The following is a 16,329-nucleotide window of genomic DNA, read 5'->3' as shown; positions in this document are numbered from 1 at the left end:
CTCCACGGCGGTAAAGATCCAGACCCAGCCCTCGTCAAGCGTGAAGACGCGGGTGCCATCGGTGCCCCACATCAGGTTGGGAGCCAGAGTAATGATCTTGCCCTCGTGCGCCTTGGCTGCCTTGGGCCGGCCCCGATGTGGAGAGAGCAGATGATTCTCGCGCATGAGGCGAAGAACCCGTTTGCGTGTCACGCGCAGGCCATCACCATAACGTAGCCTTCCCCAGATCTTGCGGTGTAGCGGCACTGGCTCCTTGGACACAAGTTTTGCTTACGCCGCCTGACGAATTCGTCGGGCGAGCGGAAACCGTTTTTTCTTGACACGCCATTTGTGCTGAAGGTCAGGACATAAAGATTAAGCGCAATAGCGCGGGTAAGCGACATCTCTTGTCGCTTCTGCTGGGTAAGCTCCGATGAAACAATCCATTGCGATAAAATCACGGGAGGTAGGAGCGATGTATTACGCCAAGGTCAAGAATGTTAATCCCAGTTTGGTGCGCAACCTTATCGAAACGGCGCTCGTACAGCATAACTTAAGCGAAGACGATCTGATCCGTAAACTCGGCTATCTCCACATTGAGCAAGGCCGGCGGGATCTCACAAATCTGTATTGCTCAGGGAGAAATACTGTCTTGTTGCGGCGTATCTGCGCGCGCCTGGAACTGGATCATGAGACGGTGACAGGTGAACGTTCATTCGAAAACCATGAAGACTATCTGCGTTTTACCTTTGAGCCGACACTTCTGCGTGTCCCAGCTCGGCAGCGTCCGAACTCCATTACCTCGGTGGCCTTCGTTGGTCTCTCACGCCTGTTGTGTGTCGGCAAATTCGCGTTTTTACGCAAAGCCTCCGATGGGGCTCAGGATCTGTTTATTGCCCGGCAGATTCGTGAAGACTACGCCCAGCGTGAGGATATCATGTCTTTCGGTAAAATTATCGGTTACGTCTTCTATGCCACATTCGATCAGGCGCGCGCCTATGCGGTTACAGGGGAGCGTCTGACCGAAGTCGAGATTGTTCCAGTGACCGTCAGTGCCTCAGCATCAACCGGCCACAGCGTTATCGCCAGCCATAGCGGTATCATCCCCCGGTTGCGAAGCATTGAGACCGGTGAGATTTTAAGCGATACGATTAACGCACAGTCTCCACTCTGACGCTCAACACCTTTGCAGCGCTTTTTGTTGGCCAGCCGAAGCCGGGGGCTTGAAAGAAGCTTGAAAGCAGAATCACCACTGCTGCCGGGATCAATCGCTAAGCACCTCCACCATCCCCGCACCGATACAGAAATGAATCCAGCAACCACATACCGGTCGTTGACTGCTGGCCAACATGGCCTGGCGATAGCCGACCAGCTGGCCAGCATATTTCAAGGCTTGTTGTTGCCAGTCAGATTGAGCGCCAGGAAAAGATTTGTGGTCAATAATCAGCCAGCCGTTTGGTGTGTCGACCAGTAGATCAATCCAGCCACTGAGCTGCTGCCCTGAAGGCAACGTGTACCTGATAGGCCATTCCGGATAAAAGGCGGTTGCGCTGAACTGCTGTTTAAGAAAGTCACGCAGACGTTGAGGGATGTGGATCGCATCGGTACTGGCGATGACACCGCGCAACTGATTGCGCACCAGCGCCTGTTCAATATGCCTTGCTTCTGTCCCATTTCCAGGGCTGCTGAATTCGGCGGTGATCAGATTGTGCAGCAAGGTGCCCAGCTGATCCATCTCCGGTTGGCCATTGATGGCCAGCCGCTTGCCTAATGGCAGTATCCGGCCGATACGCGCCCCGGCTGGAACCGGTAAGGCGCTGGGCGATAGGTCACGCGCTGGCCGTGGTCGATGGGGAACGCGGCCGGCGAACCAAGGCAGGCTGAGGCGTTGCTGTTCTGCTGGTCTGACGTCCTCCTGTGGTGCGCACTGTCGCACAGATGCTGGGACGCTCTCACCGTTGGGCAAAGTCAAGGCCGGATCGGCAGGCCTGAGCCAATCGGCTTGGAGTAGATCAAGCCAAGCGTAGGAGGAATGCTTTTGCGGCAGGGCCAGGATCAGCTGATCGCGTGCTCTGGTCATGCTGACATAGAGCAACCGCAAGGCTTCAGCTTGCTGGCGCGTCTGGGCCTGCAGCGCGACAGAACTGGCTGCGACACGATCGGCGATGGCAATGCCTTTTTTCTGGCGGCCAAAGGGCCAGGGCCAAAAATGCAGGAAGCGCTCAGCTAAAGGATCGTGCAGATCAAGCTGCGCTCCATTTGACAGCGCGCGCATCTCCCAGGCTCCACCATCAAATAGGTGATGCAGATCGCACAGAATCACCAGCGGCCACTCCAGTCCCTTGGCGCCATGATGAGTCAGAACCGCGACGCTTTCCGTGCCGGCATCGCTGGCGCAGCAGTCCTGCTGGGCCTGGGCCAGTTGCTCCAGCCATAGCAGCAGGCCAGCAACGGTTGCCGCCAGACCACTTTGGCCACAGAAATCCTGATACTGACACGCCAGAACCCGTAACTGCTCCAGATTGGCCAGGCGCTGCCGTGCTCTCTGCGGGGTTGGCCCCCAGGCGTGGCACTGTTGTTCCACATCGCCGATGCCGATGGCCAGATCCAGGGCTTCGGCTGGTGCCAGCACCTCCAACTGGTGGTGCTGTGCCTGCAGTTCTGCCAGAATCGGATCAGATTGGTTGCCGGTAGTTTTCCAATTTCTGGCGGGCTCTTCACTGGCGAGCCACTGCATGCGATCCTGCAGAATTTGCTCAATAGGCTGTGGCCGGCACAGTAGCAGGATTTCTGCGCTGGCCAGACTGTCAGCGGGGCTGTGAAGCCGTCGCAAACAGGCCAGGCTCAGCCGGGTCTCCGGTGTGGCCAGCAGCCCCGGCCGGCCGATGCTGACCGGAATCCCCGTTTGCTGCAGGGCTTCGGCCTGCACCTGAACATTGTCGTTGGTCCGGCAGAGAATGGCGATATCCCCCGGCTGCAACGGCCGCAACTGGCCAGTTTTCTTGTCGCTCACCTGGGGCCGATGCTCCAGCAGGCGGGCGATTTCGCCGGCCAGAGCTTGCGCCTGCAGATTCACATTGCGGCCCGGCAGCGACCAGAACTCCACCGCCGCCAGAGCGTCCATTTCCGGCCGCGAAGGTTGCAGAGCAACCTCTTCGGCTTTGAGAATGTCACTAAAAGCAGGAACGAACAGTGCGTTGGTCAGTTTGACCAGCCCGGGTTGCGAGCGGTAGGAATACGGCAGAATATCCAGTCGACCACCCATCTGGCGCAGATTGGCCACCACGGCCTTCATCAGTTCCGGATCGCAACCACGAAAGCCGTAAATGGCCTGTTTGACGTCTCCGACCCAGACGGTTTTTTTCACCAGCCTCATCAGCTTCAGAAAAATCGCCAGTTGCAACGGACTGGTATCCTGAAACTCGTCCACCAGCAACAGATCCATCTCCTGACGCAGATCTTCAGCCACTTCCGGCAGATCAAGCAGATGCAGCACCCTGTGTTCCTGATCGACAAAGTCGATCAGACCCCGCTGGTTTTTATCCTCTTGGTAGATGGTCAAAGCCTCGCAGGCTGTGGCAAACACCTCCTGCAAATACTGCCGCAGCTCCTCCTGCAGTTGCGGATGGGTGTCGAACTGGATGGCGACATCGCGGACGGCTTGAGCCAGCGGTTCGCTGCGTTTGGCAGCCTTTTCCTTACTCAGTTTGACCCATTCAGACCAGGGGAGATGGCCGGCGCTCAAACGTGGCAGCACCTTCTGGAGAAGATCCAGATAATCCGCCGTCGTTTTGGTGCTATCTTCGTTGCCGGAAATGCCGTGAATACCCTGCTGAACCGCATCAAGTAATTGCGCTGTCAGATCCTGGCCGGTTTGTGGCGGAAAAAACGCCAGCAGGGCTTCGGCGTTGGCCTTGGCGAAACCTGCCAGGCGGGTAGGGTCGATGGCGTTACTGCGGGCCAGGTTCACCAGAGTCTGCACTTCGCGACGCCAGTCTTCGATGCCCAGTCGTTCGCTCAGGCGATTAAGCCGGTCGATCTGGTCGTCGCTCATGGCACCGTCAAGGGCCTGGCGAAACAGCAGAAGGCTGGCCTGTTCATCAAGAACCCGCAGACGAGGAGACAGCCCGGCATGCAGAGCATAGCGGCTGAGCAACTGGCCGCAGACGCTGTTGACGGTGCCGATCAGTGACTGGCACAGTTCAGCAGTCAGATCAAAATGACCCTGTTCAGCCAGGGTCGAGCGTACCCGTTCGATAAGCTCGCTGGCGGCCTTACGGGTAAAGGTGGTAGCGATAACTGCCTGAGGCCGGATGCGCCCGCTGGCCAGTTCATCCTTGAGCAGGTGGGTGATGTGATAGGTTTTGCCGCTGCCGGCACCGGCACTGATCAGGGTCAATGATGAACTCATGCCTGTTCCTCCCAGCCTGTCAGGCAGGCATAGTCATTGAATCGGTCACTGGTTTCAGGAATCGTCAGGGCCTTTTCCGGTGTTTTTGACTGCTCGTCTGGCAGGGTGCCTGTGACTGTTACCTCAATCTGGCCGGCATCAAGTTGGGCCCGACGCCACTGGTAGGCCGCCTCGAACTGTTGCCACAGCCCAGCAGTGGTGGCGTTGTCCTCCAGTGGTGGGCAGACGCGAGCGCGCGGGAAATAATGCGCGTTGTGCGCCAGCAGACAGCCCTCCTCCAGGATAAAGAAGGCTTGGGCCGGCCAGCGTTGCTGCTGTCGGCGCAGCCAGGCGTAAAGTGCCAGTTGCAAAGCGCGGTTTGCGCGCAGCTCGGTAGCGCGGTATCTGCTACCACCCCATTTCAGGTCAATAACGGCTTCATCCCCGTCTGCATTGGTCACCAGTAAATCGATAGCACCGGCCAGATCCCCACCAGAAAATCGCCCCTGGACCGGCTTTTCGATCTCAACATGGCGGACCTGGGCAGCGCGTAGCTGCTGGATCAGCTGACAGACCGAACGCATTGCGGTGTCGGCCAGCGATTGCTTCTCACGCCGTTGCCCCGGTTGTAAAAAAGTGGCGGCTTCTTCGGCGAGCAGTCGCTCAAAACACTGGCGGGTGGCCTGCCCAATCTGCTGATCCGTGGCCTGAAGCCAGTCAAACTGTGGATCGGTCAGCAAAGCTTCAATCAAATGATGAAACAGGTTGCCTTTAAGGCGGCTGCCGGTGGCGAGATCGTTGAGGCCGCTGGTACGCAGCCGCGCTTTGTAGTTGAGTACCCACTGGTAGGGACTGAAAAGCAGCGCCTGCAGGCTGGAAAAGGATTCGGTTTCGCGGCGGGTCAGCCATTGTGGTTGATCAAGCTGCCACCAACGCCGCAATCCGGGCAGCGGTCGCGGTGTCTGCGGCTCAAGTTGCAGGTGCAAGCGCAGCGGTGTGGTGGTGCTGATCTCGTTTTCTGCCAGTTCGGCGGACAGATCGATAGTCGGTATCTGCCGGTCACCGCAGAGCGATTGCAGCAAATTGCCGAGGGGATGCAAACGCACCTCCTCGCCTCGTTGTCTGAGCGGTCGCAGCAGCACCAGCTGGTCGCTGGCCGCCAGAATTGGTCGCTGCCAGCGCCGCAACAGGCTTTCATATTGCTGCCGGGGACTTTGCAGCCGGGCTCCCTGCCGGGCAAGATCTGTCAATTCCTGATGGCTCCAGGGCAGTCGCTGAGGCAGCCATGGCTCAATAAAGTCCCACCACAGCAGGCGCTGCTGATTGGCGATGGCGGCGCCAGGCGCGCGCAGGCTGGGAATGGCACCGAGTTCGGCGCGACTCTCCGGTACGGGTGTTCCGGCGGCGGTAACCTCTTCCAGCAGGCGATCAAGCTGTACCCTTGTGATACAACTCTGACCCAGGGCCAGATCGTCAAGACCTTGCTGCGCTTCACGGGCTTGGCTGGCAGCTGCCAACAGCAGGGTACGCAGGCCAGGTGAAACATTTTCGAGCTGTGCTCGCTGGCTCATCCAGCGGGCCAGACGGGCGCAGTGCTCAGCCAGCCGCTGCGGTGGTGCTCCGGTTGCCGGATCAAACCGCGGCAGGTCAAGCCAATCCGCCAGACGTTGACGCAGGTTCTTGATAGCAGCTGTGGCAGCCAGCCTATCCTTGGCCTGCTGTTGCAGATTTTCTTCCAGTTCGCTGATGGCCTTGCGCCAGGCGGCGCCTCCCAGACCAGGTGCCTGTGCGACCACGTCAGCCAGCCGATAGCGGGCCGGTGCCGGAACCGGGCAGATCGGGTGGGCAAGAAATTCCAGCAGACGACGCGGATCAAGGGGTTGCCAGAATAAACTCAGGGCCAATGGCAGAACCTGCAGCGGTGGCCGCCAGGCGCTGGCGTCACTGGCGCCAGTCAACGGATTGTCTTCGAGCCACAGTGTCTGATCAATGGTGGCCAGCGACTGTTCGCTGACCACCTGAGTGGCCAGCGCCTCAGCGCAGCAGGATGTGGCCGGCAAATCGCTTCGCTGAATGCGACTAAGAGCGCGGGCGAGTAACCCCTCGTCGGGTGCGGTCAGCAGAAGCAGGCTACCGTCGTGGGCCGGAGTGAAGCTGCCTTTGTCGCGCAGGGCGCGTTGCAGGCGGCCCAGATCCGTGTCGGGTCTGGCCAGACAAAAGTTTTCCTCCGGCAGCTCCTGCCGTGCTCCCAGTTGTTGCAGAACCCGCTGCCAGAGCTGGGGAAACTCCGTCAGGGGATCAACCAGAACGACATCAAGTGACAGGGATGTCATTTCCAGGCGTTCGGCTATGGCTGCCAAGCGATCCGCAGGGCCGGGTGGTACCTGGCCTGATTGGCGCAGCGCTTGTTCCACCTCGGCCAGATCACGCAGACGCGGCGCACTGTCGGCGTCAGCTGTTCCGTCCCAGCCGGCCTCGATCCAGCGATCGCGCCAGTCGAGCAAGCTGTGGGCCAAAGCCAACGGATCGATCTGCAGCGAAGCTGAGTAAAAACGCGAACCGTTGTCGCATTGCCGCAATAGCTGCAGATAGCCGGTCAAACGGCGCATGATGGCAGGTTGCTGAACGCTCAAACCCAGGCGTGTTTCAAGCTGGGACAGCATTCCCAAGGGACCAAGGCTTACCTGACCATGACAATCGTCAGCCGCTGCGGGGCGGTAGCCGTCAAGATCAAGACCAAAGCGAAGGTTAAGGCGCATGTCGGCTCCCATGGCAGTGATGGATAAAAGAGAATGCGTTGAGGGCGGTTGTCGTTTTGCGGCCTGTATTCTTACAATTCCGCCTGCCCGCTTGGTGCTGTGGGCTGAAGTGGGCGCAGATTCAGTCGTTTGACAGTCAACTGGCAGCGTTGATCAATCAGATTGACGATATCTGCAAGCACGGCATGATCTAGCCCCTCGGCGGCAAACCGGTAATGTAGTGCCTGCGCCTGTGCCGGCAGTTGGCGGGCAAGCTGAAGAAGCCGCTTTTTAACTTGTGAGGGTGAGAGCCCGGCAGCCTGTGCCAACTGCTCCCAATGGCGAGACTGGACCTCAGTAAACACATATTTGCTGCCGATTTTCATGGCCATTTTGTCGGTTAGATCAGCGTAAACCGCCGTCGACAGAGCGTCATAAAGCGGCGCTAGCGCCGCACCCTGCACGCTATAGATCAGTGAGAAATTTTTAGCGTGCGCATCCTGATTGCCAATCAGAGCATTGAAAATCGTGTAGTCCAGTAACCGCAATAGATGCGGGGCACTTGGTCGCGTCACTGCGCGCAACAGTCGAAAACATCGCGGCAGATCTGGCCCACCCTCATTCTGATACTTATATTCCGGAGCAATTCCCAGCGCCTGACAAAAATCCTCCTGGTGCAGGCGTTGCAAAGAACCGTCGGGATGCCGCCAGCGATCGTAGCGTTCCACCAGCAGATAAGAGCATTGTTTCAGGCGAGTAATCGCAGCGCGGACAGCCGTCAGCTTCATTTGTGCGGCCAAGGCCAAACAGAAGCCCTCATTGAATACGCTGCCGTCGACTCCGATAATGGCAGGCTTGAGAATGTGCGAGCTTGGGCTGTCCTGCAGAGGAAGACCGATACGGCCATCGGCTAGTACCACCGGCAGTTTATCTTGGGCACCAGCCAGAGACAGGCGCAGCCCTTGCTCTCCAGCCAGCATTGGCCGACGGGGTAGCTCAGCCAGAATTGCCAGCAGTTCTTCATCGCTCAGCCAGCGTACCGATTGTCCGGCGGGTGCTGCGCTTGGCTGGTGGCCAGGCTTAAGCAGGCTGACAGCCCCCGCACATTCGCCACCAATGCCGTCGAGCAAGGCGAAATCATTCTGGCGAGAAACCTGCAAGGCCTGAGCAATCAGGCGACGTTTGTCACCCTCAGGCAACAAACCTGAAAAGAAGGAACGCGTAGCTCTGTCGTCATAAGCTTCCTCTCTCAAGGGCAAGCTGTACGAAAGAGGGCAGGCGCCAGGAGTTTGTAGCCATTTCGTTGTATAACAAAAACGGAGTTGTCCATCGATCTGAGTCAACTGACCGACGAGCTGATTTAGCAGCCAAACATCAAGAGAGCGCTTCATTCCTGCGCCCCTGCTTGGCTGTCGTTCAGACCGATCACAGCTAGCGTTCCACCCAGAGCCTGAAGAACACGCAAAACATGCTCCAGCCGAACAGTGGGTTTGCCCGCTTCCAGATCAACGATAAAGCGGACACCGACACCCGCAGCGAGCGCCAACTGAGGCTGGGTCAGCCCCAGTGCCTTGCGAGCATGTCTAACTGTGTCACCAAGCTTCACAGGTGTTTCTATCTGTGTTGTCATGGAAATTTCCTTTTCGGGAAATTTTGACGCTTGTTGCATTGGATTTCAATAAAATTAACTGATCGGGAAATTTTTGCTCTGTTGCAGCACATATTGCAAGCGGCTACTGTCGTTGAGGATGGATTTCGCCAGAAGGGCAAGTTAGCACAATTCCCAGACAGAAATTGCCGGCAGAGATGCCATCCATTAGCCAATCCGCGCATACAGGCAGCGCTGAAATCCAACAAAGGTTTCCCGGATCTGCGCTATCCCGCCCAGCTGCTCCGCCGCATCACTGACATTGCCGTACTGCAGTTGCAGCAGCCCGGCCAGTTTCGCCACATCCAGCTCCTCAATGCCAACACGCACATATTCGCCCAATACAAACGCCAAAAAAGCGCGCTGTTTGTCGTGGTAGCGGCTGTTGATCGCCTCCCAGTGCGCCGCCACCCGCTCAGAGCGGCTGATCGGCGGCAGGGCAAAGGCGATGTAGGCCAGCACATCAAACACATCGCTCTGTTCGGCGTTAATCATCAGCTTGGCTTCGGCCAGCTGGGCATCGCCAAAACCTTTTTCCGCCAGGCCGCCGAGCAAGCTCTTGCGCGTAGCGGGGTCGCCCCAGAGGATGCGTAGCTCGTCTTCGTTTTTGAACAGAGCCGGCAGTTCGCCGTAGAGCTGTTCGATAAACTGGGCGGCCGACATCGGCTTGCCGTCGGGACTCCAGAAACTGCTGGCCATCATGTGCTGAATCGTGCGTTCTTTGCCGTCGGCCAGTCTGATTTTGATCTTCTCCCGTTTTTTCGGCGCGTCCTCTGGTTCTGAATCCCGGTCGGCAGGATCATAAGCAGCGGGCCGTTCCCGAACCTTAAACGAATCGGCGGCTTCCGGCTCTTCCGGTTCGCCGTCCCATTCCGGATCGCTGAAGTGTTTGTACGCCTGGACGAAGTCGTAGATGGTAAAGTAGTCTTTGCCGTCGAACAAGCGCGTGCCTCGACCGACGATCTGCTTGAACTCGATCATCGAGTTGACCGGCCGCATCAGCACGATATTGCGCACATTGCGGGCATCGACGCCGGTGGAGAGCTTCTGCGAGGTGGTCAGGATGGTGGGGATGGTTTTTTCGTTGTCCTGAAAGGTACGCAGCCAGCGTTCACCTTCGGCGCCGTCGCGGGCCGTGACTCGCACGCAGTAGTTCGGGTCGGTACTGGTCTTCATCTGGTTGATCAGGTCACGCACCGCAGCAGCGTGATCTTGCGTGGCGCAGAACACCAGCGTCTTCTGCTTCTGGTCGATCATCTCCATGAAGATTTTGACCCGGTAGGCTTCGCGCTCCCTGATCTCGATGATCTTGTTGAAGTCGTCCTCGCCGTAGCGCTTGCCTTCCTCGATCTCCCCTTCGATGATCCTATCGTCCGAGGTGTAGACATACTCATCCAGCGTGGTGGCGATCTGCTGCACCTTGAACGGGGTCAGGAAGCCGTCGTTGATCCCTTCCTTGAGCGAGTAGATATAGACCGGCTCGCCGAAGTAATGGTAGGTATCGGCGTTGGTCGTGCGCTTGGGGGTCGCGGTCAGGCCCAGTTGCACGGCCGGCGAAAAATACTCCATGATACTGCGCCAGTTGCTTTCGTCGTTGGCCCCGCCACGGTGACACTCGTCGATGATGATGATGTCGAAGAATTCGGGCGGGTAATCGCCGAAGCTGGGGGCAGGATTGCCGTCGGCATCGCGGCCGGTCATGAAGGTCTGGAAGATGGTAAAGAAAACGCTGCCGTTTTTCGGAACCATACCTTTCTTGCGGATGATTTCGGGATCGATGCGCACCAGGGCGTCTTCGGGGAAAGCGGAGAAGGCGTTGTAGGCCTGATCGGCCAGGATGTTGCGGTCGGCCAGAAAGAGGATGCGAGGGCGGCGGTTGCCATCTCTACTTAATGTCCAACGACTATGGAACAGCTTCCACGCGATCTGGAAGGCGATGGCGGTTTTGCCTGTGCCGGTCGCCAGGGTCAGCAGGATGCGATCCTTGCCCGCGACAATCGCTTCCAGTGCTTTGTTGATGGCGTTGTGCTGGTAGTAGCGGGGTTGCCACTGACCGCTTTTGTCCTCAAACGGCACAGCGGCAAAGCGGTCGCGCCATTCGCTCTCTTCGGCATAGGTCATGGCCCAGAGTTCGTCCGGGCTGGGGTACTGGTTGACATACCCTTCCTGGCCGGTCTCCATGTCGATCTGGTAGATGGCTCCGCCGTTGGTCGCATAGGTGAAGCGGGTCTGCAGCATTGCGGCGTAGCGCTTGGCCTGCGCAACGCCTTCGGTATCGGGCAGATCGCGCCGCTTGGCTTCGATCACCGCCAGCTTCTGGCCGCGATAGATCAGCACATAGTCGGCAATGTCCTGCTTCGACCGTTTACCCGCACCCTGCAGTCGTCCCAACGTGATGACTTCACGACGGACACGACTGCCTTCGACAACACCCCAGCCAGAAGCTTTCAGGGCGGGGTCGATCAGTTCGGCGCGGGTATCGGCTTCGTTCATGCGATAGCCTCTTCGATCTCGTTTTCGGGCAGGGTGGTGAGTTCGCCTGCGAAGGCTTTTTGCAGGATGGATTGTTTGAGTTCGGCAAGGGCATCGAGCTTTTGCTGATAGATTGCTTCGAGGCGCTGAGTCTCTTTGGCCATTGAATTGAGCGTTTCCAAAATACTTTTCTGATTCTGAAGTGATGTTGGAAAACTCACGGTCATTTTATCCACACGAGTTATGTAGATGTGCTTAATTGTTGTTCCACCAGCATCTTCTCGCATCTTTTGCTGATAGTACGGACTGCTAAGCAGGTATCTCATGAAGTGTGCATCCATCCTCTCGTTTGGACGGAGCAAGGCAATCGACTGATTTATACATAGACCTGTTCTATCGACGACTGCTAGTCGCCCCAGAGTCCCGTCCTTAGTTAATAGCACATCGCCAATCAATGGCCGGCTTTTGTCGGTCAAAAGATTAGTGAACGCATCTTGTGATGTGTGACGAGCCGAAGCATAATTGATTTGTCCACCAATCACATTTTTTGCCGTAATCATGTAAGGGCCTGCATCGGTGGTAGGCATTGGGTTTGTGAACCCATAAGTTATTAGTTGAAGACAGTCGGCAAGAGGACAATCCACCCACCCATCACCCTTCTGGGTGAAAACGGCATTCAGATAGCTTTCAAACAGCTCACGGGCATTGGCGAGGTTCTTCTCGGTATTGGCGACCGCCGCATCGATCCCCGCAAAGGCTTCATCGAGAATGGCGACAATGCGCTTTTGTTCGGGGAGGGACGGAAAACTAATCGGGTATGGTTCGAGAGTTGCCTTATTCAGCCCGCTCTGTCCCGCAGCTCTAGACGATAAGTCTATTACGTATTTTTGAATCGGAGGGCTGCTTAAAAACTTAAATAGGAAGTCCTTGGTGATGAACTCCTCATTTGGTGTTGCCTTCATCAGTGCGACATTGTACGCACCCTCCAGACCTCTTAGTATCTGAAAAACCGGAGGGCCGTAACGACCGATCATTACATCAGAAGAAGAGCAGAATCGCTTTGCCTTCTCTTTTGGAATAAAAACAATATGCTTGTCAGATTTATAGTCGCGAATCTGAATAAGCCGAATATATCCTTCTTTAAATGTTGCCGAGAATGTCGATTTTGGCGGCTGGGAACCTCCTTCAAAGCGACATACGTCCCCTAAACTTTTTGTTGTCCAGCCCGGAATCACAGCATCCCCCGAATCCCAGCAAGAATCTCAGCACTCTCAGCATCTAGCGTCGCAATCTCATCCAGAATCTCTTGCGGATCGCGAAGCGTTGCTTCCTCTTCCTTATTCGGGTTTTTGACCTGCAGATCAAAGCTGGCCGGATCGATCTCCTGCACATCCACCGACCACGACTTGTCCGAATCGGCAAAGCTGGCCTGCAGCGCGACGAACTCTTTCAGATCATCATCATTCAGGGCCGTGGTCTTGCCGAGGCTGCGGCCCGGATCGAGCTGGTAGTACCAGGTGTTGCGGGTGGGTGCGCCCTTCTCGAAGAACAGCACCACGGTCTTGACTCCAGCGCCGAGGAAGGTTCCACCGGGGCAGTCGAGAACCGTATGCAGGTTGCAGTTTTCCAGCAGCTCTTGCCGCAGGGCGCGGGAGGCGTTGTCCGAGTTGGAGAGGAAGGTGTTCTTGATGACCACCGCCGCCCGGCCACCGGCCTTGAGCGACTTGATGAAATGCTGCAGAAACAGAAAGGCGGTCTCGCCGGTCTTGATCGGGAAGTTCTGCTGCACCTCCTTGCGCTCTTTGCCGCCGAAGGGAGGATTGGCCAGGATCACATCGAAGCGATCCTTCTCCTGAATGTCGCTGAGGTTCTCGGCCAGGGTGTTGGTGTGGATGATGTTGGGCGCGTCGATGCCATGCAGAATCATGTTCATGATGGCAATGACATAGGCGAGGCTCTTCTTCTCCTTGCCGTAAAAGGTCTTGGTCTGCAGGGTCTCCAGTTGGCCGGTGGTGAGGTTCCCACCATCTCTCGGGTGGCGCAGGTAGTCGTGCGCCTCGCACAGGAAGCCCGCCGAACCACAGGCGCCGTCGTAGATGCGCTCACCGATCTGCGGCTTGATCACCTGCACCATGGCGCGGATCAGCGGCCGGGGGGTGTAATACTCGCCGCCGTTACGCCCGGCGTTGCCCATGTTCTTGATCTTCTCTTCGTACAGGGCCGAGAGTTCGTGTTTCTGATCCTGCGAGCGGAACTTGAGGGAGTCCATCAACTCCAGAGCATCACGCAGGCTGTAGCCGCTGCGGAACTTGTTCTTGATCTCGCCGAAGATCTCGCCAATCTTGTATTCGATGGTGTCGGGACTGGCGGCGCGTTGTTTGAACCCCTGCAGGTAGGGGAACAGTTCCCGGTCCACGAAGTCGATCAGATCATCGCCGGTCAGTGCAGTATCGTGATCGAACTCGCCCTTGGCATTCTTCGGCGCCGCCCACTGCGACCACTGGTACTTGCTTTCGATGATGAAGGCGTAGTCCTTGCCCTCCAGCTCAGCCCGCATGGCCCGCTCGCGCTCCAGATCATCCAGATACTTGAGGAACAGCATCCAGGAGGATTGCTCGGTGTAGTCGAGTTCGGAAGAACAACCCGCCTCTTTCCAGAGGACGTCATCGATATTTTTAAAGGTTTGTGCAAACATGAAAAACCCCAAAGTCACTGCTGTTTTACAGTGAACTCAATAAGAAGAAATACATTTATTCATGGGTAAAGAGAAATATTTCGAGCGTCTGTGAAGGTTTCCTTTTAATATCTTTACCAACGAAATAGTTAAGAGTCTGACTTATTTATTTTTTGTGAAAATTTTTGTGAAAAGCTATCTTCTAAAAAAACTTGTTATGTCAAACCAGAACTCACGTCTGTAATAAATAGGATTTTCTCGACTGTCAACCTGAATTACTGTCTGGTTTTCTTCGTTTAATGATTTTATTTGTTTTTCATCTTCTATGCTTTTTGCGGGTCCGATAATTGTTATTTCAAAAATCAGGTGGTCGTAATACTGATCGTCAATACCGAGCAACCTTTGGCTGATCAGTTGGTATTGGTGATCTCTGAACCAGTAGTCGCTTTCCGTGATTTCACTTTGGTTGCGGTTCTCAACAAAATCATATTCCACGCCAATTCCGTCAAACTCTTCACTGGAGTCAACGATGGCATCGTTTTTGTCGATAATGCAGGCATCTTCACGAGTGTATCCCCATCCGCCACGGATTGGCAAGTCAGGTTCCGGGATGAACTTATTATTCCAGGTTTCTCTCGGTGAAGTTTCACAGACAATAGGAAGTGGAATGGCCACAGAGGCTTCTCCTTTTTGGAAAAAAGGAGGCTGAAAATTTCAGCCTCCTGACGAATCTGATACCTGCTGCCTGGAAGGGCTACTAATTGAACTGCGGCGTTGCGACGCTACGGATGACCAGATGTTCTGGTGGAACATGCGGCGTCAGAGCGCCAAGGTCTGGATCTCTGAAGGCAACATCGCCGTAATAAACCACCTCGTAGCCCTTGGGACTGCGGAAATGGTAGATACCCTGGACACCGCTTTCGATTTCCATCCCCATATAACGGGTTTTGAGCTGAATCACGTCGCCTTCGAGGGATGTCACCGCGTAGGCATTGACGAATGCCTGTAAAAACTCGTCACGGGTGAGCCCTTTAGCCTGAAAGAGTTTTTCACGCACCGGCACGGACAGGCTGAATTCGACAACCCTGCCATCGGATTCGGCAACGGCGAACGGTCGATCAATGCTGTTTTGCGCTAAGACAAGTTGACCGTTGTGACGGTAGATGCGAAACGGGCTGCGCTGGCGTTGTTCCTGTTTTTTTTGCAGATGATCTTCCATATCATGAACTTTTACTCCCTGTGCGCTGGCCTCATACATACCCATAATCATCGCCATCGCGTTGGCAGCATCTGTGCCAGGCGCCATGCCGGGAGGAATGCCGGGGAGACTGGCAGGTAATGGACCGGCAATTTCCGTGGGTGCAGAATCAAACCCCATGGCTTCGTTCAGTAAAATCTGGGCGTCTTCCAATGGCATTCCCAGGTAGAAACCTTTGAATACAAAACTATCGCGGCAGTGTTGTTGCGCATCCTGACGGATGGTGTCCGGCGATTTGGCATGGGCGGAAACATGAAGCTGAATGCCGGCCAGCAAGGTCAAAATGAAAAACCAGAAACGCATGGAATTGATCCTTTCCGGAGAAATGCGCAGGATCCCCCTTCAAGGTCTGAGAGATTCCGCTTTGATTCCAATATCATTGCTAAACGGCCGTTGACGCGGTGAATCAATCCCTGGTTGTTTGTGTATTGGGTAAGCGTACCGGCGCCGCTGGCGCCAACATTTCAGTGTTCCGGCCATGATTGTCAGTGACGGTAATCGTCTGGACTTGTGGCCCTGTCCGCCTGAAAAGCCGGATTGCCCGCCGGTTCGGGTGGGATTCGCCTTCACCGCGCCAACGGTTGCGTTCGCGCAGGTTGCAGGTTGTTAAGATGCTGCGAGGGACATTCAGTCTGCGAGCAGGTCGCAGGACCAGTTCAGTCGTTGGATTCGGGTATCAATCTCGCGGTAGGCAAGAGCGCAATCATCCGCCTGCTTTTGCAGTCGCGCGACTGGGACCGCGCAGATAAAGCGAACTTCGCGACCGGAATGGCGCGGTGCACTGACGGTTCCGGCAGAGGCAATGGTACGCAACAGCACCTGCTTTTTCTGCAGCATTTCCCTCTGGCACAGCAAATCAGCCAGGCAACTGCCGTCTTCCAGCGACCTGCAATTGGTGCGGTTGATGCGGCAGATCAACAGCTCAAGCTGCTGGTAAAGCGTTTCGATGCTGGTGAGCAATTCCTGGGGATCTTCAGGCGGCATGTCGCCTTCCTGAATGATCGCGACACGTTCCAGCCGTTTTTCCAGTTCGCGCAGACGCTTTTGCAGATCGACTCGTTGAATTAACGCTTCGGCAAGTTTCATATGCCCCTCCTGGGAAATTGTGGAGAATCCTTCTCCCTGCTGGTCACAGCAGAGATGAATCGCACGGGTTACGGCGGCCTTCTC

11 protein-coding genes and 1 pseudogene are annotated in these 16,329 nt (G+C 56.2%); 1 reads left to right on the top strand and 11 read right to left on the bottom strand.

The window, feature by feature from the left end:
* Positions 1 to 237: pseudogene (locus BLR80_RS13415) on the bottom strand (IS3 family transposase); the annotation flags it as partial.
* 217 nt (positions 238 to 454) lie between these two features.
* On the opposite strand from BLR80_RS13415, the gene BLR80_RS10805 reads away from it, so the two are divergent.
* On the top strand, positions 455 to 1,153 hold the full coding sequence (locus tag BLR80_RS10805; RefSeq protein ID WP_092079919.1) for a hypothetical protein: 699 nt from the start codon (positions 455 to 457) through the stop codon (positions 1,151 to 1,153).
* Positions 1,154 to 1,243: 90 nt separating this feature from the next.
* On the opposite strand, the gene BLR80_RS10800 is transcribed toward BLR80_RS10805, so the two are convergent.
* From BLR80_RS10800 to BLR80_RS10755, 10 genes are all read right to left on the bottom strand, one after another.
* Positions 1,244 to 4,390, bottom strand: coding sequence for a UvrD-helicase domain-containing protein (locus BLR80_RS10800; RefSeq protein WP_092079916.1), 3,147 nt, complete (start codon positions 4,388 to 4,390; stop codon positions 1,244 to 1,246).
* On the bottom strand, positions 4,387 to 7,128 hold the full coding sequence (locus BLR80_RS10795) for a PD-(D/E)XK nuclease family protein (protein ID WP_171906424.1): 2,742 nt from the start codon (positions 7,126 to 7,128) through the stop codon (positions 4,387 to 4,389). Before BLR80_RS10795 ends, BLR80_RS10800 begins: the two co-directional genes overlap by 4 nt.
* A gap of 71 nt (positions 7,129 to 7,199) precedes the next feature.
* Positions 7,200 to 8,498 carry a type II toxin-antitoxin system HipA family toxin gene (locus BLR80_RS10790; protein WP_092079910.1) on the bottom strand — a complete coding sequence of 433 codons (1,299 nt, stop codon included), beginning with the start codon at positions 8,496 to 8,498 and terminating at the stop codon, positions 7,200 to 7,202.
* Positions 8,495 to 8,737 (bottom strand): helix-turn-helix transcriptional regulator, encoded by a 243-nt coding sequence (locus tag BLR80_RS10785; RefSeq protein ID WP_092079908.1) that lies wholly within the window; start codon positions 8,735 to 8,737, stop codon positions 8,495 to 8,497. Before BLR80_RS10785 ends, BLR80_RS10790 begins: the two co-directional genes overlap by 4 nt.
* Positions 8,738 to 8,923: 186 nt before the next feature.
* The gene (hsdR, locus tag BLR80_RS10780) at positions 8,924 to 11,248 is read right to left on the bottom strand and encodes an EcoAI/FtnUII family type I restriction enzme subunit R (RefSeq protein ID WP_092079905.1); all 2,325 of its coding nucleotides are present in this window, start codon (positions 11,246 to 11,248) and stop codon (positions 8,924 to 8,926) included.
* A complete protein-coding gene (locus tag BLR80_RS10775) occupies positions 11,245 to 12,462 on the bottom strand; it encodes a restriction endonuclease subunit S (RefSeq protein WP_092079902.1) in 1,218 nt (405 codons plus the stop codon). Before BLR80_RS10775 ends, hsdR begins: the two co-directional genes overlap by 4 nt.
* Positions 12,459 to 13,922 carry a class I SAM-dependent DNA methyltransferase gene (locus BLR80_RS10770; protein WP_092079928.1) on the bottom strand — a complete coding sequence of 488 codons (1,464 nt, stop codon included), beginning with the start codon at positions 13,920 to 13,922 and terminating at the stop codon, positions 12,459 to 12,461. The genes BLR80_RS10775 and BLR80_RS10770 overlap by 4 nt, the downstream gene beginning before the upstream one ends.
* A gap of 174 nt (positions 13,923 to 14,096) precedes the next feature.
* On the bottom strand, positions 14,097 to 14,576 hold the full coding sequence (locus BLR80_RS10765; protein WP_092079899.1) for a hypothetical protein: 480 nt from the start codon (positions 14,574 to 14,576) through the stop codon (positions 14,097 to 14,099).
* Between the two features lie 82 nt (positions 14,577 to 14,658).
* Entirely contained in the window at positions 14,659 to 15,462 is an 804-nt protein-coding gene (locus tag BLR80_RS10760; protein WP_092079896.1) for a hypothetical protein, read from the bottom strand.
* Between the two features lie 324 nt (positions 15,463 to 15,786).
* The gene (locus tag BLR80_RS10755) at positions 15,787 to 16,245 is read right to left on the bottom strand and encodes a DIP1984 family protein (protein WP_092079892.1); all 459 of its coding nucleotides are present in this window, start codon (positions 16,243 to 16,245) and stop codon (positions 15,787 to 15,789) included.
* Positions 16,246 to 16,329 lie beyond the last annotated feature (84 nt).

Origin of the sequence: Desulfuromonas thiophila (assembly GCF_900101955.1) — a bacterium.
Lineage (GTDB): Bacteria > Desulfobacterota > Desulfuromonadia > Desulfuromonadales > Desulfuromonadaceae > Pseudodesulfuromonas > Pseudodesulfuromonas thiophila.
This window is presented reverse-complemented; position numbering and strand designations above follow the sequence as displayed.